This window comes from Bradyrhizobium sp. NBAIM03 (assembly GCF_020194055.1).
Taxonomy (GTDB): Bacteria; Pseudomonadota; Alphaproteobacteria; order Rhizobiales; family Xanthobacteraceae; genus Bradyrhizobium; species Bradyrhizobium yuanmingense.
The window spans coordinates 191632-211279 of sequence record NZ_JADYVS010000012.1 but is presented as its reverse complement, the minus strand read 5'-3'; the positions used below and the strand labels follow the sequence as shown (position 1 = coordinate 211279).

At 62.3% G+C, this 19648-nt stretch carries 18 protein-coding genes and 1 pseudogene; 10 read left to right on the top strand and 9 right to left on the bottom strand.

From position 1 onward, the window contains the following. Positions 1–54: 54 nt before the first annotated feature. The 8 genes from I6F21_RS20135 to I6F21_RS20095 form a co-directional block, all read right to left on the bottom strand. Entirely contained in the window at positions 55–294 is a 240-nt protein-coding gene (locus tag I6F21_RS20135; RefSeq protein ID WP_063822473.1) for a hypothetical protein, read from the bottom strand. 334 nt (positions 295–628) lie between these two features. Beyond that, positions 629–1186: an HdeD family acid-resistance protein gene (locus tag I6F21_RS20125; protein WP_036026649.1), complete on the bottom strand. Its 558-nt coding sequence runs from the start codon at positions 1184–1186 to the stop codon at positions 629–631. A gap of 147 nt (positions 1187–1333) precedes the next feature. Next, a complete protein-coding gene (locus tag I6F21_RS20120; RefSeq protein ID WP_128262852.1) occupies positions 1334–1819 on the bottom strand; it encodes a DUF992 domain-containing protein in 486 nt (161 codons plus the stop codon). Then, positions 1820–2419: a hypothetical protein gene (locus tag I6F21_RS20115; RefSeq protein ID WP_225140403.1), complete on the bottom strand. Its 600-nt coding sequence runs from the start codon at positions 2417–2419 to the stop codon at positions 1820–1822. Further along, positions 2416–3555: an AI-2E family transporter gene (locus I6F21_RS20110; RefSeq protein WP_036026660.1), complete on the bottom strand. Its 1140-nt coding sequence runs from the start codon at positions 3553–3555 to the stop codon at positions 2416–2418. The genes I6F21_RS20115 and I6F21_RS20110 overlap by 4 nt, the downstream gene beginning before the upstream one ends. 29 nt (positions 3556–3584) lie before the next feature. After that, entirely contained in the window at positions 3585–3830 is a 246-nt protein-coding gene (locus I6F21_RS20105; RefSeq protein WP_036026659.1) for a hypothetical protein, read from the bottom strand. A gap of 29 nt (positions 3831–3859) precedes the next feature. Next, positions 3860–5299, bottom strand: coding sequence for a basic amino acid/polyamine antiporter (locus I6F21_RS20100; protein WP_225140402.1), 1440 nt, complete (start codon positions 5297–5299; stop codon positions 3860–3862). Between the two features lie 128 nt (positions 5300–5427). Further along, positions 5428–5658: a hypothetical protein gene (locus tag I6F21_RS20095; RefSeq protein WP_036011495.1), complete on the bottom strand. Its 231-nt coding sequence runs from the start codon at positions 5656–5658 to the stop codon at positions 5428–5430. 232 nt (positions 5659–5890) lie between these two features. Here I6F21_RS20095 and I6F21_RS20090 point away from each other — a divergent pair, with 232 nt between their 5' ends. Next, on the top strand, positions 5891–6601 hold the full coding sequence (locus I6F21_RS20090) for a Bax inhibitor-1/YccA family protein (RefSeq protein WP_225140401.1): 711 nt from the start codon (positions 5891–5893) through the stop codon (positions 6599–6601). 18 nt (positions 6602–6619) lie between these two features. Here I6F21_RS20090 and I6F21_RS20085 read toward each other — a convergent pair whose 3' ends face one another. Then, positions 6620–7123, bottom strand: coding sequence for a DUF1269 domain-containing protein (locus I6F21_RS20085; protein ID WP_057026468.1), 504 nt, complete (start codon positions 7121–7123; stop codon positions 6620–6622). 709 nt (positions 7124–7832) lie between these two features. On the opposite strand from I6F21_RS20085, the gene I6F21_RS20075 reads away from it, so the two are divergent. The 9 genes and pseudogenes from I6F21_RS20075 to I6F21_RS20035 all read left to right on the top strand — a co-directional run bounded on the left by I6F21_RS20075 (position 7833) and on the right by I6F21_RS20035 (position 19106). Next, a complete protein-coding gene (locus I6F21_RS20075) occupies positions 7833–8909 on the top strand; it encodes an efflux RND transporter periplasmic adaptor subunit (protein WP_225112299.1) in 1077 nt (358 codons plus the stop codon). Next, positions 8906–11973 (top strand): annotated as a pseudogene (locus tag I6F21_RS20070) (efflux RND transporter permease subunit). Before I6F21_RS20075 ends, I6F21_RS20070 begins: the two are co-directional and overlap by 4 nt. A gap of 144 nt (positions 11974–12117) precedes the next feature. Next, positions 12118–13551, top strand: coding sequence for a basic amino acid/polyamine antiporter (locus I6F21_RS20065; protein ID WP_225140399.1), 1434 nt, complete (start codon positions 12118–12120; stop codon positions 13549–13551). Between the two features lie 26 nt (positions 13552–13577). Continuing rightward, complete coding sequence (arcA, locus tag I6F21_RS20060) at positions 13578–14840, top strand: arginine deiminase (RefSeq protein ID WP_225140398.1); 1263 nt, start codon at positions 13578–13580, stop codon at positions 14838–14840. Between the two features lie 118 nt (positions 14841–14958). Next, positions 14959–15795, top strand: coding sequence for an outer membrane beta-barrel protein (locus I6F21_RS20055; protein WP_225140397.1), 837 nt, complete (start codon positions 14959–14961; stop codon positions 15793–15795). Positions 15796–15829: 34 nt separating this feature from the next. Beyond that, positions 15830–16057, top strand: coding sequence for a hypothetical protein (locus tag I6F21_RS20050; protein ID WP_141697668.1), 228 nt, complete (start codon positions 15830–15832; stop codon positions 16055–16057). A gap of 418 nt (positions 16058–16475) precedes the next feature. Further along, the gene (locus I6F21_RS20045; RefSeq protein WP_225140396.1) at positions 16476–17612 is read left to right on the top strand and encodes an ATP-binding protein; all 1137 of its coding nucleotides are present in this window, start codon (positions 16476–16478) and stop codon (positions 17610–17612) included. A 60-nt stretch (positions 17613–17672) separates the two neighbouring features. Then, positions 17673–18305: a response regulator transcription factor gene (locus tag I6F21_RS20040; RefSeq protein ID WP_225140395.1), complete on the top strand. Its 633-nt coding sequence runs from the start codon at positions 17673–17675 to the stop codon at positions 18303–18305. Positions 18306–18470: 165 nt separating this feature from the next. Then, positions 18471–19106: a response regulator transcription factor gene (locus tag I6F21_RS20035; protein ID WP_036035698.1), complete on the top strand. Its 636-nt coding sequence runs from the start codon at positions 18471–18473 to the stop codon at positions 19104–19106. The last annotated feature ends 542 nt before the right edge of the window (positions 19107–19648 follow it).

The following is a 19648-nucleotide window of genomic DNA, read 5'->3' as shown; positions in this document are numbered from 1 at the left end:
TGTTCCAGAGCTCCGAACGCCGACGTCACTTCGTTCGGCGTCTGGCGGACTGCATTACTCGCGCTGCGTCCTGTTGCTGCGGGCTGGTTCGTCGTAACCTTTGCGATGGCTGTAGAACATCAGCGCGATCAGGCCGCAGCCTAGGATCAGGATGAGAATCACGGCTCCGGTCAGGATGACGTTTCCATAGAGGGGCATCGGCGTCGATCGCCAGACCGACACGCAAAACCAGCTCGCCCCGACCAGCAGACCGGCCAGCAAGGCGGCGATCGCCCATTGGTTCCTGTCGCGCATCGTTACCTCCATCAGCTTCGCAAGGCTTCGGAGACCCGCCTAGACCCAACGCCAACCGCAGCGACGTCGGCCGCGATGCCACCAGCAGACCCAGCGCCGGTGGCGGCGACGGCGCGGTGGAGGGCCCCAGCCGGGTCGCGGAGGCGGTCCCCACTGCGTCTTGATCAGTTCTGACGACGTGGTGGCGCGTCGCGGATCTGGATCGATCGGCAGCGCTTCGGCAACGTCGATCAAGCGCACGCCGGTGGCGCCGAGCGCGGCAGCGGCAAGGGCGCTCGTTGCAAAGCCTAGGAAGGCTCGGCGGCTGGAACCAACCATGTGTCGTCCTCCTCTGTCACGCAGTCGATCGCAGCGATTGCAGGGCGTAGAGCAGCCATGCGAGGCCATGTGAGATCAGGTCGACGCCGAGCAGGAAGCCGAGCGCCCAGACGCTAATATCCGGGAAGCCAAACAGGATGAGCACGCCGGCGGCCATGGCGAAAACGCCAGAGATCAGCATCATCCAGCCGTTCTGTCGCCAATAGGCGAAACTCAGCACGCATCGAACGACGCCGGATGCGAATAGCAGCGCGCCGAGGAAATAGGTCAGGATCAGTGCACCCGACACCGGCTGGGTGAGAAGGATCAGGCCGAAGGCGAGGTAGAGCGCACCGAGAATGATCCGCCACAGGAAACTGCCCCAACCCTTTGTCCAGAACGCATGCGCGATCTCGAAGGCGCCGGCAGCGATTGCGGTGAGCCCAATGAACTTGACACTGATGATCGTGGCGAAGGCGAGATCGCCGAGGGCGAGGAGGCCGGCGGCGATCAGGACAATTCCGAGGAGAGCGCAAGCCCATAGCGGTGGGGCACCCAGCGTGTTGAGATCGTCGCGGCTGTCGTAGACGGTCATGCGAACCTCCTGGGTGCTTACGCTCCGATCGACACGCCTTCGATCCTAGACTTGAACCAGCAGGTCCAACATCGGACGAAACCCGGAGTTGAGGGGCGGGAATATTCTCATTCCAACTTGTTGCGACCTTTCCTGAGCGGACACGGCTCATCGCGGTCCGCGCGGGCCCAGTGTCAGATGGGTCACGCCGGCCGCGAGATTGAGCCCGATCGAGCGTTCGATCGAGATCGGCTGGAGCATGATGCTCCTGCGCGAGCCGCCAATCAGGACGTTGGCGCCGAGGCCGGGGCCTAGAGCGAAATTGCCACTCGCGCCCACATAGCTGCCGCGCAAAGTGCCGGCACCAATCCGCGAAGTCCTGGCGAACACGGCCCAGGACAGCGTGCCGGCGCTGGTCACGCCGAGATCAAGGCCGAGGCGTCTGATCCGTCCCTCGTAGATGTAGCGGCGGGCAGGGCGCACCCCATCGAACACGCAGCGCAGCGACTGCGTCGATCCGAGCACCAGTCCAACGCGTGGCTCCGAGAAGCATAGCAGCCTGCCTATTCTAAATCTCTCGGCTCCTGCGGGCGAGGGAATCGTCAACAGCACCGCCACTGCGCCGACGGCCGCGAGATATGGCAATTGTCGCATTCAAGCCTCCGCCTGGTGCTTTGTTTCGGTCGGCGCCCGCGGCGGGCCGTCGTCCCGGCGCAGCCAGAACGAAATGGCCAGCCCGATCAGCAGCACGGCGCCGAGCAGGAAGAAGAAGATGGATTGCTTCAGCCACGAGATCGCCGGGACGGCTGCGCCCATTGCAAGGCCGAGAAAGGCGATCTGCAATGACAACAGGCTGATGCCTGCGAGGAATGTGCCGAGCGCGAGCAGCGTCAGCAGGACGAGACCGGTTGCCGGCGTCGGGAGCAGTTGCTGAACGCCGGAGACCAGGATGATGTTCATCGTGATCAGGACGGCGATCCAGTGCAGCGCCTGGGTCCAGATCAGACGAATCTGGCCCTCCCTGCCCCCGATCTCCGGCCATTTGGTGATGACGCAGACCACCCCGATCGCCAGCGCCAGGAATTCCCAATAGCCGATCAGCGGCTGGTGGGAGACGTTGGTATAGGCAACTCCTGCGATGGCGAGCAGCAGCGCGACGGCGTACGGAAGCTGCTGCCAGACAAGACGCCCCATTCCCGAGCGAGCCTGTTGAGGCACGTGGTCTTCACGCTGCTGTGCATCCGTTTCGCTCATGGCTGCTCACCCAGGATTGGGGGATCGGTCGTTGCCGGTTCGATCCTGTCTCCGAGATAATCCTCGACATACAACCTGATGATCGCCACCCGTCCGACCGCGACGAGCGGCATCGCGAGCGCAATGCCCATGACGCCGAACAAGGCGCCCAGCAGGACGATGGCGACCAGGGTCCAGGCTGGCGGGGTCTCGACCGCATGCCGCTGAATCAGCGGGCCGATGACGTAACCTTCGATCGACTGGATGATGGTGTAGACCGCGACCGCCCAGATCAGCGGCGAGGCTCCGAGCGGCATCGCAACGAGCGCGATCGGGATCGCGGCGACGATTGGCCCAAGATAGGGGATGAAGTTCGACAATCCTGCCTGCAATCCGAGAACGAATGGGCCAGGCAGGCCGATGAGGTAAAGGGCAAGCCAGACGAAGAGCGTCATCAGGATGATGCGGATCAACTGGCCGACGAACCACAGCCGCATCACGGTGCCCATCTCGTCCATCACCTCGCGCGCGCGGGCCCGGTAAGATTGCCTGACCAGCACGACCACGCTGTCGCGGTAGCTGATGGGATCGAAGGCGAAGAGAATGCCGAGGAACAAGATCACGAGCACGGCGGTCAAAAGGCTCGAGGCGCCGCCGAGCAGGAATTGCGCATGGCTGAGGAACCGACCCTGGTCGGCGAACAGCCACTGCGCGAAGTCACGCCCCCATTCCGGGCCGAGCAGATCCACGCCATAAGACAACAAATGCTCTTGCAGGATGTCGACCTGGGCATCCATGACTTTCAGCAGCACACGCGTCTGCTCCGGCAGCTTACCGGTCCCCCAGGCCAGCCCGAAGCCTGCCAGCGCCGACAGCAGCAGGAGAACGAGCGTCAGACGCCAGACGCGGCTGAGAGGAAGAACCGGCGCCAGAGCCCGGGCTGCGGCATCGAGAAAGGCTGCGAAAAGCACGCCTGCGAACACGATCAAGAGACTCGACACCGTTTGCCAGACCAGGAAGAGGGCCACGGCCACGACGAGCACGGTGAGGCCGATCGCAAGCAGGCTCGGTCGTCCGGGTTGGACCGACTCGTCGATCGGGCTCTCATTCCGAACGAGGCCGCGGACCCGCTCGGATCCGACCCTGGCGTCGCTCATCGATCGGTCCGCCGTCATGTGGTCACGCCTCACGAGCGAACACGGCGGCTGCCAAAATGCGGATGCTTGCCGCCGCGATGACGCCAATAGCGATGCTTGAATGGATTCGTGTTGGTGTTGATGTTGGGCCTCGCATCGCCCGGGGCGGCCGTGCCGGTTTGCTTCGGCGCGGCCACGGTATCGTCCTTCGGCTGAGCCGGGGAAATGCTTGACGGCAGAGTGGCGGCTACGACTGCGGTGAGGAACAGGGTACGATAGTTGATCCACATCTTCATCCTCGCCTCCATGCGGTCAGCGACATCGGTCAGATCGCGATGGCTCCGACAGCCAGGCCGTAGATTCCGATCCCCGCGGCGATGGCCACCGCGCCGAACAGGACGGACTCGACCGGCCTGAAAAGCCGCTCCTTGCGTTCGCGCTTGGCGATCAGGAACAGCAGCGTTCCCGGCGCGTAGAGGATCGCGGATAGCAGGAGAAATTTCGCCCCGCCGGCGTAGATCATTCCCGCCGCGTAGAGCGTCGCGACAGCCGCGAAGATCCCCTCGCTGGTGCGGGCGCGCTCGCCGGAAGCATAAGCCTCACCAGTCCATGCGAGCTTCAGGCCGTAAGCCGCCACGAGGAAATACGGGACCAGTGTCATTGCGCTCGTCATCTTGAGGGCGAGCGTGAAGGCATATTCGGCGAACCAACTCACAAGAAGCAACGCCTGTATCACGCAGTTGGTGAGCCAGAGCGCGCCGACAGGGACCTTGTGAACGTTCTCGCGCGCCAGAAAGGCCGGCATCGTGCGCTGAATGGCCGCTGAGTGCAGGATCTCGGCCGCAAGGAGGGACCATGACAGGTAATTGCCGAGGATCGAGATCAGCAATGCGATACTGATGAACACACCGCCCCAGCGGCCGACCATGGCCTCCATCACGCCTGCCATCGATGGTGTCGGCAGGTCCGCGAGCCCGCTCCGCGGCAGGATGCCGTAGGACAGGAGTGTCACGAGCACGAGAAGGCAGAGAACGGTCAGAAAGCCGGTGACCGTCGCGATACCGATGTCGTCGCGCCTTCGTGCGTAACGCGAATACACGCTCGCGCCCTCGATGCCGACGAAGACGAACACCGTGAGCAGCATCGTGCTGCGGACCTGGCTCAACACCTGCCCGGCGTCGGGCTCGGTCGTTCCCCAGAAATTGTCGGAGAAAAGCCCGCGGTTCAGGGCGGCCGCAGCCACCACGATGAACAGCACGATGGGGATGATCTTCGCGAAAGTTGTGACCATGTTGAGCGCGGCAGCCCCCTTGATGCCGCGCAGCACCAGAATATGGACGCTCCAAAGCAGCACGGAGGCCGAAGCGATGGCTACCGGCGTGGTGCCGTCGCCGAACACGGGGAAGAATTGGCCGAGCGTGGCCTTGATCAGGATGAGGCAGGCGACGTCGGCTAGACAACAGCCGATCCAGTAGCCGGCGGCGGACGCAAAGCCGATGTAGTCACCGAAACCGGCTTTGGCATAGGCGTAGATGCCCGCATCGAGCTCCGGCTTGCGCCGGGATAGCGATTGGAACACCAAGGCCAGAGTCAACATGCCGGTGCCAGCAATCATCCAGGCAATGATCGCTCCCAAAGCGCCGGTGGTGCGCCCGAACTGAGCCGGCAATGCGAAGATGCCGGAGCCGACCATCGACCCGATCACCAGGGCGATCAGCGCATTGCGCGAAAGCTTCTGATCGGCCTCGCTTGTCGAAGCAGCCATGATGGATGCCTTCCGATCCGAGGCGGCTGCATTCGCGGCCTCCCTCCCGGAACCTTAGAGCCACCTACCGCGTGCGCACATCAGGGATTGTCTGTAGGAAGAGAGGCAGGAAATCGGTGGCCGCCGGTTCAGATATCGCCACGGGAAGCGGCGGTGTCGTCCCCGCCCTTGTGCCAGGACGTCGGCAACGTATCCCGCGCGACCAGCACGACGCTGCCACGGAAGAACTCGCCGGACTTGGCGAGTTCGGCCGCCAGGCGCCTGGCATGTAGGACGGCCGCATCCTGCTCGCTAAGATCGCATCCGATCGTGTCGGGCGAGACGCCGTATCGATCGGTGATATGGAAGAAGAAGCGCATGCCTCCGGTTAGGTCATCGCGCCCTCCAGTGACAAAAGCGCAAGGTGCCTCAGTCAAAAGTCTTACGACCCCGAAGCAGGTTCCAGTCTTACGGATCGGCAATCAGCGCCATGCCGTCCCCATTCGGGCAAGAGTGGTTTTCACCTGATGTCTTCGGGTGATTGTCCGATGTTGTTCCGTCGAAGCAGAGCCTAGCGTGGTCGCGCTTTAGGGGGCTGCACAGGAGGATGCGATGTCGAATCTCGATCAGAACTTGGCGGCGACAGACGTCGTCGGCGGCCGGATCACCGTGGATGCCGGACTGCGCCAGTACATGTTGCGGATCTATGGCTACATGGCCGCTGGTGTCGCCCTGACCGCCGTCGCCGCCGGCCTGACCTATCAGGTCACCGGCCCCGCGCTGCTGCAGAGCCCGCTGATGTGGGTTTTCATCCTGGCGCCGCTTGGGTTGGTGTTCTTTCTCAACTCGCGCATCGAGACATTGTCGGTGCCAACTGCGCGCCTGCTGTTCTTCCTCTATGCTGCCCTGGTCGGTATCTCGCTCTCGATCCTACTACACATCTACACCAGTTCATCGATAACCCGCGTCTTCGTCATCGCTGCTGCAATGTTCGGCGGGCTCAGCGTCTTAGGCTACACGACCCGGCGCGACCTTTCGGGATTGGGTACCTTCCTGTTCATGGGGCTGATTGGGATCATCTTCGCGAGCGTCGTCAACCTGTTCCTGTGGTCGACTGCGCTCGACTGGCTGATCTCGATCGTAGGAGTCGGCGTGTTTGCCGGCTTGACGGCCTATGACACGCAGCGGATCAAGACGATGTACGACAGCGCGGATGACCAAACCGCTTCGGGGCGAAAGTCGGTCCTTGCCGCGCTGTCGCTCTATCTCAATTTCCTCAACCTGTTCCTGATGCTGCTGCGTCTTGCGGGCGGCCGCCGTTGAGAAGGGAAGGGCGGCGGCTCAGGCCGCCGGCCGCTCCACCGTGCTGGCGAGGGCATCGCGCAACGCCTTTTCCTTCGTCTCGTCGAGGGAGGTCTTGAGTACGACGCCGCCCGCGTCCTTGATCTCCTTGATCACCTTGTCGGCGGTCATGTGCTTGATCAGGACGAACAGGGCGGCGTTGCCGGGCTGAAGGCTGGCGGAGAGACTCTTCATGAAGGCATCGTCGATGCCGACGTCCGAAAGTGCGCCGCCGAGCGCACCCGACGCTGCGCCTACGGCAACTCCGAGGATCGGATTGAGAAAGAGGACACCGATTAAAAGGCCCCAGAAGCTTCCCGTCACCGCGCCCATGGCGGTCGTGTTGACGAGTTGGTTGAGCTTGATGCTGCCCTGGTCCGTCTTTACGGCGATCACGGCGTCACTGATCGTGATCAGATATTCCTTCTGCAGCCTGAGCAATTGCTGACGCACTTCCTCGGCCTTCGCCTCGGACGGATATACGATGGCGACCAGATCTGACATGAAGACCTCCCGTTGGAGCATGCAAGCGGACCCGAGGAAGCTACCGCGCGAGAGCTGCCTCAGGGGATCGGAGAAAACCCTCGGTCCCGGTGGGGAATGTTCCGAATGAGATTGGACGCTGTAGACTGCGTCCCGAAGGGGCGGCGCAAAGTGAAATTGCTGGCGCCGCCCGATCGATGCTACCTCGGCGATCAATTGCGGCATCTAGCGGCGCGGATTCGGGACGCAGGTGCCGGACCGCCCGCTCACCGACGCGCGGCATTGGGCGCGAGTGTCATACACACAGGTCAGCGTTCCCCTGAACTTTCTGCACCATGCCAGATCCTGCGCTTGTCCTGGCGTCCACGAGCCCATGGCACTGAGCGCAATGAAGACGGCAGCGGAGAGCAAAGCCAGCTTTGTCATCTTGGTTTCTCCTTGTCGTTGAGCAATCACGTGGAGCCGCGGATCGCAGGCTCGTCAAACCCGCCGCGGCTTTGACGAAGGGATCGCATGCGCCGCAACGGCGGCAGCTGCAGGCTTATGCACCGTCTGCGCGCTTGGGCTGTCGGGTGATCGCCTGACTTCGCTGCCGGAATCTTTCGGCTCCGCCGGATGTTCGTTCACGATTGCACCCGCGGATGCTCAGTAGATTTACCGATACAAGCAGGATGAATTCTCCGCAAAATCCTCAGCGGCACGGATGGGTCAATTCATGCAGCTGCGGTCAATGAGTACGACGCTTGTTGCAGGAGTTTCTGCGCTGTTGCTGGTCGCCTGTGAGAGGGAGGCGGCGACGGACTCCCTTCCGGCGCCGGCGCGTCCCGTCCGCACCATGACAGTCGAGAAGCGGGATCAACTCACGCCCCTCACATTTTCCGGCCGCATCGAAGCCGAAGACGAAGTGAATCTGGCATTTCGAATTTCCGGTCGGCTGCACTCGAGCGACATCCGGCTCGGTGAGCGCGTCGAGGCCGGCCAGCTGTTGGCGCAGCTTGAATCGCAGGACCAACTCAGCGCGTTGCGGCAGGCGCAGGCCGCTCTTGCCGCAGCTCAGGGCCAGCTCACTCAGGCACGCAATCATTTCGAACGCCAGCAGACTCTGTTGGCGCAGGGATGGACCACGCGCGCCAACTTCGAGGCCGCGACGCAGGCGCAACAGACTGCGCAATCGAATGTTGAAATGGCCGAAGCTCAGTTGAATTCCGCCCACGACCAGGTCAGCTTCACCGAGCTGCGGGCCGATGCACCGGGCAAGATAACCGAAACGGGGCCCGCCGCCGGAGAGGTCGTCCAGGCCGGACAGACGATTGCGCGGATCGCGCGGCAGGATGGCCGAGACGCGGTCTTCGACATGCCGGCTCAATTCGTCCGCGCGGCACCGGCCAATCTGCTGGTGAGCGTCAGTCTGACCGACGATCCAGCGGTGACCGCGGAAGGGCGTATCCGGCAGGTTGCCGCGCAGGCCAATCCGGTTACGCGAACCTTTGAGATCAAGATAGGACTTCGTGATCCCCCTGCCGCGATGCGGCTGGGGGCGACTGTCACGGGGCGCGTCGAGATGAGCGCCGGACCAATGATCGACATTCCGGCAACGGCGCTGACCAGGATGAATCGCCAGCCGGCGGTCTGGATCCTGGATCCCGCGACGAAGACGGTCGCCATCCGCAATGTCGACGTCTTGAGGTTCGATCAGGCGCAGGTGATCATCTCGCAAGGTTTGGACATAGGCGAGGTCGTGGTGACCGCGGGCGTCCAGGCACTTCATCCGGGTCAGCGGGTGCGCGTCCTTGGGTCGGAGCCATGACCGGGCTCAACCTCTCGGAATGGGCGCTCGGGCGCCGCTCGCTCGTCATTTATCTGATGATTGCCGCCGTCGTCGCCGGCGTGCTGTCCTATCTGCGGCTGGGCCGGAACGAAGATCCTGCATTCACCATCAGGACTATGGTTGTTCAAGCGGCCTGGCCTGGAGCGACGGCCGAAGAGACGATGAAGCAGGTGACCGAACGGCTCGAGCGGCGGTTGCAAGAGACGCCACATCTGGACTTCCTGCGCAGCTTCACTCGGGCCGGTCTCACCACTATTTTCGTGAACTTGAAGGGGAGCGCCAACGCAAGGGACGTCTCCGATACCTGGTACCAGGTGAGGAAATCCATCGGGGACATCCGTCACACGCTGCCGGTGGGCATCGTGGGACCAGCGTTCAATGACGATTTCGGCGACACGTTCGGGATCATCTATGGATTCACCAGTGATGGATTTACCCAGCGCGAGCTGCGTGACCGGGTCGAGGCGGTCCGCTCGCGTCTTCTAGACGTGCCCGATGTCGCGAAGATCGAACTGCTGGGTGCGCAGGACGAAGTGATCTTCGTCGAGTTCTCGAAACGGCAACTCGCAAGTCTTGGGGTCGATCGCACGGCTCTGATCGCCGCCCTGCAGGCACAGAATATCGTGAGCCCGGCCGGCACCATCCAGACCGGGACCGAGCGAATTTCGTTTCGGGTTTCCGGGGCGTTCCAGTCGGAGCAGGACATTGCCGACATCAACTTCAGCGCGGGCGGTCGCACGCTACGTCTGAGCGATCTCGCGACGGTACGGCGAGGCTATGCCGATCCGCCGCAACCGCTGTTCCGGGTCGGCGGTCGTCCAGCGATCGGGCTCGCGATCGCGATGCGCGAGGGCGGCGATATTCTCGTTCTCGGCAGGAACATCAAGGCGGTGATGGCAGAGATCACGGCCGATCTGCCGATCGGAATCGAACCGAGCCTCGTGGCCGACCAGGCCGTCGTGGTGGACAAAGCGATCCGCGAGTTCATGACCTCGCTGGTGCAGGCGATCGCGATCATCCTCGTCGTGAGCTTCATCAGCCTCGGCGTTCGGCCGGGCCTCATCATCGCACTGGTTATTCCGCTTACGCTCGCGATCGTGTTTCCCAGCATGGAACTTCTTCGCGTCGATATGCAGCGAATTTCACTCGGCGCTCTCATCATCGCGCTCGCGCTGCTGGTCGACGATGCCATGACGACGACGGACGCCACGCTTAATCGGTTGGCGCTGGGCGACGGCAAGATCGCGGCCGCGGCCTACGCCTTTCGCACGCATGCATTCGCCATGCTCACGGGCACACTCGTAACGATCGCCGGGTTCATTCCGGTGGGCTTTGCAGCCAGCGCGGCCGGCGAATACACGTTCTCGCTGTTTGTGGTGGTTACGATCGCTCTCCTGGCGTCGTGGTTCGTCGCCGTCATCTTCACGCCGCTGCTCGGCGTCGCTATCCTCGCGCCGCCCAAGACCACAGCCGATGCGCCGGGAATGGCCTTTCGCCTGTACCGGCGCTTCCTGGTCCTGGCGATCCGCGCCAAATGGCTGACGATCGGCGCGACGGTTGCGCTTTTCTCGCTTCTGTGCTCGCGCTTCCGCTGGTTCCGCAGCAGTTCTTTCCATTGTCCGACCGGCCGGAACTTCTTGTGGACATCGGCCTGCCGCAGAATGCATCGATTTACGCCAGCGAGGCGGCGGCCAAGCGCCTCGATCAAGTACTGACCGGTGATCCCGACGTTGGTCATTGGAGTACCAATGTCGGGCGCGGTGCGATCCGCTTCTATCTGCCGCTCAGCGTCGAGCTGCCGAATGACTTCTTCACCCAGGCGGTCGTTGTGGCCAAAGACGTCGCGGCACGCGAGCGCCTGCATGCCAAGCTGGAACGGTTCCTTGTGGAAGAATTCCCGAACGCCATCTCCTCGGTTTCGCCGCTTGGGCTCGGTCCCCCCGTGGGATGGCCGCTGCAGTATCGCGTCAGCGGTCCCGACGTCGAGCTCGTGCGTGACATCGCGGTCGAAGTCGCGCGGATCGTCGGCTCCGATCCGAGGGCCAAGAGCCTCAATTTCGACTGGATGGAGCCGGATCGCCAGATCCGCGTTCGCGTCAACCAGGATGAGGCGCGCCGTCTCGGCCTGAGCTCGCAGGCGATCTCAATCGTTCTGAACACCGTGATCTCCGGCCTGCCCGTGACCCAGGTGCGGGACGATATCTACCTCGTCGATGTGCTGGCCCGCGCAACGGACGAGCAGCGCGTCTCGCTGCCGAGCTTGCGGACGCTGCAGGTGCCGATCCCGGGAGGGCAGACCGTTCCGCTGAGCCAGTTTGCCACCTTCGAATACGGTCAGGAGTTTCCGCTGATCTGGCGGCGCGATCGCATGCCGACCCTGACGGTGCGGGCCGCCGTTCCCGACGAGATGCCGCCGGAGACGGTGGTCAATCGGCTGGCTCCCGCTATCGCCAAGCTGAAGGCCACTCTGCCGCGTTCGTACGATGTCGTGGTCGGCGGCACGGTGGAGGAGAGTCGAAATTCGAGGTCGTCTGTGACGGCAGTCGTACCGATGATGTTGTTCGTCATGTTTACGGTGCTGATGGTGCAGCTGCAGAGCTTCCCGCGACTATTGATGGTCGTTAGCGTCGCGCCGCTCGGCCTGATCGGCGTCGTCGCGGCGCTGCTCGTGTCCGGGCGGCCGCTGGGCTTCGTCGCCATCCTCGGCGTGTTGGCGCTGCTTGGCATGATTAGCAAGAACGCGGTGATCCTGATCGGGCAAATCGAGGCGGAGCGCTTGCAAGGGAAGGGGCCCTGGCAGGCGGCAGTGGATGCAAGCAGCTCCCGCTTTCGTCCGATCATGCTGACGGCCGTCTCAACCGTACTCGGCATGATCCCGATAGCGCCGACCGTCTTCTGGGGGCCGATGGCCTTTGCGATCATGGGCGGCCTGCTCGTCGCAACCGTTCTAACTCTGGTGCTGCTGCCGACCTTGTATGTCGCCTGGTTCGGCGGGAAAGAAATGGCGCCAGCTTCCGATGCTTCCAGCCCGGCGCGAGGGTAATCCCGGACAGCGACTAGGTAATCACCTGATGGGCCGGGCCGAGGCCACGGCGCATGGTTCGATCTCGCAATGAGGAGGTCGGCAACGCATCGTTCGAGACATCGATGACGGCGTCGGTCTTCGCTCGCTCTTCGAGGCCATTCAATGACTGCGACGACATCGGCCCAGAAGCTCTCATTGTTCGCACTGACGGGAATGGTCGTCGGCTCCATGGTCGGCTCCGGCATCTTCTCGCTGCCCAGAACCTTCGGCACCGCAACCGGTCCCTTCGGCGCCATCCTCGCCTGGTGCATCGCAGGCGGTGGCATGTACACCATGGCGCGCGTGTTCCAGTCTCTGGCCGAGCGAAAGCCTGGTCTGGATGCCGGTGTTTATGCCTATGCGAAAGAGGGCTTTGGCGACTATCCCGGATTCCTGTCGGCGCTCGGTTACTGGATGGGAAGTTGCATCGGCAACGTGTCCTACTGGGTCCTCATCAAATCGACCCTGGGCGCGTTCTTTCCCGTGTTCGGCGACGGCAATACGGTCATCGCGATCGTCGTAGCCTCGATCGGGATCTGGCTGTTCCACTTCATGATCCTGCGCGGGGTGCAGCAGGCCGCCGCGATCAATACGATCGTCACCATCGCCAAGATCGTGCCGATCCTGATCTTCATCGTCATCCTGATCCTTGCCTTCAAGGCCGACCTGTTCCGTGCCAATTTCTGGGGCGGCGAGGGCATGCCGGACACGGGACTCTTCGAGCAGATCCGCGCGACCATGCTGGTCACGGTGTTCGTCTTTCTCGGGATCGAGGGGGCCAGCGTCTATTCCCGCTACGCCAAAGAGCGGTCCGACGTCGGCGCGGCGACGATCATGGGCTTCCTGGTCGTCACGAGCCTGATGGTGCTCGTCACCATGCTGCCTTATGCCGTGCTGCCGCGTGCGGAGATTGCAGACATGCGGCAACCGTCAATGGCCACGGTGCTGGAGGCAGTGGTCGGACATTGGGGTGCCGTCTTCGTCAGCATCGGGCTCCTGGTCTCGGTGCTCGGCGCCTATCTCGCCTGGTCGCTGATCTGCGCCGAGGTGCTTTCGGCGGCCGGTCGAACCCGGGACATGCCGCGCGTGTTCGGTACCGAGAACGCCAACAAGGTGCCGGCCGCCGCGCTCTGGCTGACCAATATCGTGGTGCAGCTCTTCGTCGTCAGCACATATTGGTCCCGGGATGCCTTCTCGCTGATGCTCAATCTCACGAGCGTCATGAACCTCATTCCGTTCTTCCTGGTCGCCGCCTACGGATTGCTGCTGGTGAAGCGCGGCGAGACGTACGAGAAGAGCGCGGGCGAGCACAGACGAGATCTGATCTTCACCGGCATCGCCGTCATCTACACACTCTTCCTGATCTACGCGGCCGGAATGAAATACCTGCTGCTATCCGCGCTGCTCTACGTGCCCGGCACGGCGCTGTATGTCTGGGCGCGGGTCCAACAGAAGGCGCGGATTTTTGCACCGTGGGAGTGGGGCATCTTCATCGTGGCTGCGATCGGCGCGGCCGTCGGCATTCACGGCCTCGCCACCGGCTACATCACGATCTAGGCGGATCGATTGCGGAGGTTGCGCTCATGACACAACAGACATCAAACGGAGCGCTTCCTTTTGGCGTTCATTCGGAAGTCGGTCAGTTGCGCAAGGTAATGGTCTGCTCGCCGGGCCGCGCTCACCAGCGTCTCACTCCGACCAATTGCGACACGCTGCTGTTCGATGACGTCCTGTGGGTCGACAATGCCAAGCGCGACCATTTCGACTTCGTGCAGAAGATGCGCGACCGCGGCATCGAGGTCGTCGAGATGCACAATCTGCTCGCGGACACCGTCGCCATCCCGGAGGCGAGGCGATGGATCCTCGACAATCAGGTGGTCCCAAACCAGGTCGGTCTCGGCCTGATTGACGAGCTCCGCGGCTATCTGGAAAGCCTCGCCCCCCGCGAGCTGGCGGAAACCCTGATCGGCGGATTGTCGACCCACGATTTCCCCGACGCACATGGCGGTGAAATGCTCCGGTTGATCCGGGAGGCGGCCGGCATGACCGAGTATCTGCTGCCGCCACTTCCGAACACGCTGTACACGCGCGATACCACCTGCTGGATCTATGGCGGCGTAACGTTGAATTCGCTGTTCTGGCCGGCGCGTCACGAGGAGCCGATCCTCGCCGCCGCCATTTACAAGTTCCATCCGGATTTTGCCGGCAAGGTCCACGTCTGGTGGGGCGATCCGACTCAGGATCACGGCCTTGCCACTCTGGAAGGTGGCGATGTGATGCCGATCGGGAAGGGAAACGTCCTGATCGGATTGAGCGAACGGACATCGAGACAGGCGATCAGCCAGCTTGCCGCCGCTCTTTTCAGGAAAAAGGCCGCTGAGCGCGTCATCGTGGCGGCCATGCCCAAGCTGCGTGCGGCGATGCATCTCGACACGGTCTTCACGTTCGCCGATCGGGATTGCGTGCTGCTTTACCCCGATATCGTCAATAACATCACGGCGTACTCCTACCGGCCGGCGGACAACTCTGCCGGAATCGAGCTGCGCAAGGACGAGAAGCCTTTCGTCGACGTCGTGGCTGGGGCGCTCGGCCTGAAGAAGCTCCGCGTCGTGGAGACCGGTGGCAATGCCTATCTGCGCGAACGAACCCAGTGGGACAGCGGCGCTAACCTGGTTTGCGCCTCTCCAGGCGTCGTCTTCGCCTACGATCGCAACACCTACACCAATACGCTGCTGCGCAAGGAGGGAATCGAAGTGATCACCATCGTCGGCGCGGAGCTCGGCCGCGGCCGCGGCGGTGGTCACTGCATGACCTGCCCGATTACCAGGGATCTGGTCGACTACTAGCCGGCGGAGGAATCGACCCAGATCAACCTGTGATTTATCATCTGAACATTAACACGCCACAATCGGCGCGCAGTGTGACACGAATCCCGGTGTCCGGCTGCAGCATCGGAGGGGACCTATGCGACCGTCTGGATCTTTTCTGCCGGTTGCCGCACTGCTCGGCAGTAGTACGGCTTGGGCGGCGGACCTCGATCTCACCGACTTCAAATCGAGCGGAGCCGCTACATCCTCCTACGCGGTTCCTTATTACCAAGCCCCGTCCTGGAGCGTCGTTGGTTCCATCTCGCCGACTTTCACCGACAACGCGCTCTTCACCCGCGATAACCGCAGGTCCGACGTCTATTACGCGCCAGACGTGAGCGTCAGGCTTGACGGGAACCTCACCAACGATCTGTCATACCGGCTCTATGCGCGGGCTCAATACGAAGCCTTTTCGCGGGAAAAGGACGGCAATTTCGCCGTCGCGCGTATGGGCGCGCGTCTGACCGAGAACTGGGACGGCTGGCGCTTGTCTGGCATTTACGAAAATCGATATGATTTCGATGGCATCTACCGCGATCTCGCCTTCACGTCCCACGACGTGATGGGCTCAGTCGCGCGCGATTTCCGCGTTGGCAACGCGACGTTCTCGCCACTAGTGCTTTTGACCTACCGTTTCTCCGATCTGGCCGAGGCGCGCCGCTGGCGCTTTGACGCCGTGCTCGGAATCGAGGTCAAGCTTGATCCCAGATGGTCGATCGTCAGTACGCCCCTGTTTGAAGCCTATTGGTTCACCGATGGACTCAATACCGGTCGCCAGGATCAGCTCTATTCGGTTGACCTCGGCCTGAAGTACAACGTTGCCAACAACGTGTCGCTCACGACGACCGTGCTCTACGAGGCACGAACCTCGAACGTCCCGCTGCGGCGATACAGGGACGTTCGGATCGGGCCTCGCCTGGACTTTGCCTTTTAGAGGTGCTCGAGAGATGCCGGCAAGACGCCTTCTAATGCTGACCTGCCTCATCATCTCAAGCATGATGACGACGGTCGTGCTGGCCGATCCTCGCGATGCGGTCGATCGTAGCCATCGACTCGATACCGATGCACTTCGGGATGATGCCGCGACGCGCCGTCTGGAGCAACCATCTCACCCGCTCGCAATTGCGCCGGCCCCGGCGGCACCGCCCGCGAAGGCGACCAGAAAGAAGAAGTCGGACACGAGCAGTAGCCGATAGCCCTGGCGAACCTGTCAGCGCATTAGGGGGGGAACGGTGGAGGACGCCCGGCGACCACGGAATGGCGGCGCGACGATGCCATTCGGGCTCGTTCGCCGCGCATCGCCATTTTTACTCTCTATTGCATCGGATTTGAGATTCGGCGGCCCTTGACGAAGGCCAAGATTTCAATCCCCCACGAATACTACCTCATGTTGAATGAGCGGTTCGCTGGGTGTATAGTTGATTGACCCCGCAGGTGCGCTATTCCGAATTCGGTGGAGGATTTCTCGCCGGCAGGGTGGGGAGAGACCCCGCTATTGTCGTCGTGGCCAATATCGGGAGTCGCCGGAATAGAGTGAGTAGTACAGTGAAGCCACATGGCTCCCCCGCCAGAGAGTCGAGGCAAACCAGTCCCAAGCGCTGGCTGCGCGTAGGTTTGCAACCATCGACCGAGGAGCTTTACTGGAACTCTTCTGCAGATCTCCTCTTCGTCGCGCGCCCCTCCTTTTGCGGACATTTCGTCTACGAGAGCATCAATCCGGCATTCGAGTCCCGGCTCGGCGTATCGTCGCGAGACGTGCTCGACATGGATGTATCCGATTGCCTGAGCGCGGATGACGCGAGATCTGTCTGCGAAGCACTTCGGGCGAGCCTCGCGGAGAAGGCTGAGATCAGGATCCGGCAGCGGCTGGCGTTTGGTGGTTCATCCCGCACGAGGGAAACGACGGTCACGCCGATCCTGGATCCCGCGACCCGCGGTGTCGTCCGGTTGATCGGCTGCCATCGCGAGGCGCGCGACGTTCGCTTCGAGGACCCCACCACATGGGGGAACGGGCTGGATGTCGAAGCTGGCCTGCTGTCGCTTCAGGAGAGCATTCAGCAGCGGATCGCTTCCGATCTCCACGATTCGACCTGTCAACATCTGATTGCCGCGAGTCTCGGCTTGATGCGGATCCGCGGCCAGCTTGACGGCACACAAGCCGCCGAACGGATCTGCGACGAAATCGACGCGTCGATTGATGAAGCGCTCCGGGAGCTCCGGGCTTTTGCCTATCTGCTGCATCCGCGGGATCTGACGGGTGACGGATTGAAGGCCACGATCGAAGGCTACGCGGAAGGGTTCGCGGCGCGCACCTCGTTGCATGTGAGGGTGAACATCGTGCCGGAGGTCGATGGGTTACCTTATGAGGCCCAACGCTCGCTGCTGCGCGTTGTTCAGGAGGCTCTGACGAACGTCTTCCGTCACGCAAAAGCGACGGAGGTGGCGATCGTCGTGGATGTTGTCGACAGACGCTTCCAGTTGACGATCAGCGACAATGGACGCGGTTTTCCCAACCCTGGCAGACCGGGCACCAAGACGCTGTCGAGCGGTGTCGGAATTCCCGCGATGCGCGCGAGGCTGCACGGGATCGGAGGTACGCTCGCCATCCAGTCCAACGGGATGGCACCGCACTCCGGCACCGTTCTGTCCGCGGTCTTCCCGCACGTCCTTGCAGTAAATAAGCGCAATCGACGAAGGACCACGATCAATACGAGGCCAGCGACCGGCACACAATCAGCGAAAGAACACTAGCCAGCGGCGGCGGGTCGAAAGCGCGACCCCAAACGCCGTCAAAGACATGGAGTGTGCGGCATGAAACGTATCCTCATAGCCGACGATCACGAAGCGGTGCGATCGGGTTTGCGGGCGGTGCTCGAGCAACGGGCGGATTGGGAAGTGGTGGCCGAGGCCACTGACGGAGGCAAGGCGGTCGCCGCGGCGATCCAGAGCCAGCCCCACGTCGCCATCCTGGATTTCTCGATGCCGAGGATGACCGGCGTGGAGGTGGCGCGGCGTATGAGGGACTATCGGCTGCAAACCGAGATCCTGATCTTCACCGTGCACAATTCGGGTCTGATAGCGCAGCAGGCGTTCGAGGCCGGCGCCCGCGCTTTCTTGGTGAAGTCTGATGCGAACAAGCTGCTGCTGGCGGCTGTCGAGTCGCTGCTGATGCATAGGCCGTTCTTCTGTACGAATAGCATTGTCGAATACGACGGCGAGCCGGGCCTCCACGGCGAACGACACCACCATGGGCTGACCGCGCGCGAGCAGCTCGTCGTCAAGCTGGTTGCCGAGGGCTACAGCAACAAGGGGATCAGCGCGATCCTCGACTTGAGCGTTAAGACGACGGAGGCGCATCGGGCAGCGGCGATGCGCAAGCTGGAGGTAAACTCGACGGCGGGCCTCGTGCGATACGCGGTGCGAACCGGGCTGATCGAGGCCTGATCGCGGGCAGTGCGCCGTCCGTGGCTGTCAGTACCTTCGCCTGCATCTCTCAGGGTTTTGCTGGATAACCGTTCTTGTGGGACGCCGTATGATCGTTCGACCTGACCGCCGATGACCGCTCTAGTCCACCTGGCTTGGCCGAGGGCAGGCAAACGGGAACGACCCGTGAAACGCATCTTGATTGCGGACGACCATGAAATCGTGCGTTCCGGACTTCGTGCGATTGTTGAAACGCGGTCCAACTGGATCGTGAGCGGCGAGGCGACCAATGGTGAGCAGGCGGTCACGCTTGCGCTGGAAACCAGGCCAGACATCGTGATCGTCGATTATTCCATGCCGATCATCAACGGCCTGGAGGTCAGCCGCCGCCTCAGAGCGCTTCACGTTCAAACCGAGGTGCTTATCCTCACGATGCATGAAAGCGAGGAGTTGCTGACAGAGGCCATTCTGGCCGGAATCCGCGGCTTCCTGTTCAAGTCCGACGCTCGCAACCATCTCATTTCCGCGGTCGAAGCGCTGCTCGACGGCAGACCCTACTTCACGAGTGTTCTGCTGGAGAAGCTGCTCCGCGACTACCAGGCGAACAAGCAGAACCGGGCCGACATGCTGCTGACCTCGCGCGAGGAGAGCGTGGTCCAGCTGATCGCAGAGGGGCACACCAACAGGTCGATAAGCGCGATCCTGAATCTGAGCGTCAAGACGGTCGAGACCCACCGCGCCTCGGCCATGCGCAAGCTCAGGATGTCCTCCACCGCCGAGCTGGTTCGGTATGCTGTCCGCAAGCGGCTGGTTTCACCTTGAACGAGCGGGGAGCGCCTTCGGCTGCTTGCGAAAGATCGAGAGTGCACCGTCGAGTGAACGGACGCGAGAAATACCTTCGCATGCTTACTTTGATGTGTGGCGTTGGCTTGCCGAGCCGAAGCTTGCCGCGCCAGTCCGTCTTTGCTTCCGCTGCGCTCCGGCTACGACACCGCGCTTGCCCCTCGTTCTCCGCTTGGCTGCGCCACGCGTAGCCCGAAGGGCGAAGCGTGGTGGGCCCGGCAGGACTCGAACCTGCAACCAGACCGTTATGAGCGGCGGGATAGCGATTGGCTTCGTTGATTTTGCTGGCTATTTGTTTGAATCTGATCGCGTTCGTTGTGCTTTGGCTGGGTCGTTTCTGGTGCGAAACTGGTGCGGTAACGCCTGCTTATGCAAACGAGCCGGGCCTGACGTCCGTAAGCTCCATCGCAGGACTCTCAACGATGATGATCATCAAGCGGATCGACTTTACCCTCTCAAGGCTGAAACAGGGGTTCGATTCCCCTAGGGAGCGCCAGAAATTTCAAAGACTTACAGCTTGG

Excerpts from the sequence above, each read along its gene's own strand:
- I6F21_RS20075 (WP_225112299.1), top strand. The coding sequence starts at position 7,833 with ATGAGTACGACGCTTGTTGCAGGAGTTTCTGCGCTGTTGCTGGTCGCC.
- I6F21_RS20090 (WP_225140401.1), top strand. The coding sequence starts at position 5,891 with ATGTCGAATCTCGATCAGAACTTGGCGGCGACAGACGTCGTCGGCGGC.
- I6F21_RS20105 (WP_036026659.1), bottom strand. The coding sequence starts at position 3,830 with ATGAAGATGTGGATCAACTATCGTACCCTGTTCCTCACCGCAGTCGTA.
- I6F21_RS20065 (WP_225140399.1), top strand. The coding sequence starts at position 12,118 with ATGACTGCGACGACATCGGCCCAGAAGCTCTCATTGTTCGCACTGACG.
- arcA (WP_225140398.1), top strand. The coding sequence starts at position 13,578 with ATGACACAACAGACATCAAACGGAGCGCTTCCTTTTGGCGTTCATTCG.
- I6F21_RS20115 (WP_225140403.1), bottom strand. The coding sequence starts at position 2,419 with ATGAGCGAAACGGATGCACAGCAGCGTGAAGACCACGTGCCTCAACAG.
- I6F21_RS20135 (WP_063822473.1), bottom strand. The coding sequence starts at position 294 with ATGCGCGACAGGAACCAATGGGCGATCGCCGCCTTGCTGGCCGGTCTG.
- I6F21_RS20125 (WP_036026649.1), bottom strand. The coding sequence starts at position 1,186 with ATGACCGTCTACGACAGCCGCGACGATCTCAACACGCTGGGTGCCCCA.
- I6F21_RS20055 (WP_225140397.1), top strand. The coding sequence starts at position 14,959 with ATGCGACCGTCTGGATCTTTTCTGCCGGTTGCCGCACTGCTCGGCAGT.
- I6F21_RS20095 (WP_036011495.1), bottom strand. The coding sequence starts at position 5,658 with ATGCGCTTCTTCTTCCATATCACCGATCGATACGGCGTCTCGCCCGAC.
- I6F21_RS20040 (WP_225140395.1), top strand. The coding sequence starts at position 17,673 with ATGAAACGTATCCTCATAGCCGACGATCACGAAGCGGTGCGATCGGGT.
- I6F21_RS20120 (WP_128262852.1), bottom strand. The coding sequence starts at position 1,819 with ATGCGACAATTGCCATATCTCGCGGCCGTCGGCGCAGTGGCGGTGCTG.
- I6F21_RS20085 (WP_057026468.1), bottom strand. The coding sequence starts at position 7,123 with ATGTCAGATCTGGTCGCCATCGTATATCCGTCCGAGGCGAAGGCCGAG.
- I6F21_RS20100 (WP_225140402.1), bottom strand. The coding sequence starts at position 5,299 with ATGGCTGCTTCGACAAGCGAGGCCGATCAGAAGCTTTCGCGCAATGCG.
- I6F21_RS20110 (WP_036026660.1), bottom strand. The coding sequence starts at position 3,555 with ATGAGCGACGCCAGGGTCGGATCCGAGCGGGTCCGCGGCCTCGTTCGG.
- I6F21_RS20050 (WP_141697668.1), top strand. The coding sequence starts at position 15,830 with ATGCTGACCTGCCTCATCATCTCAAGCATGATGACGACGGTCGTGCTG.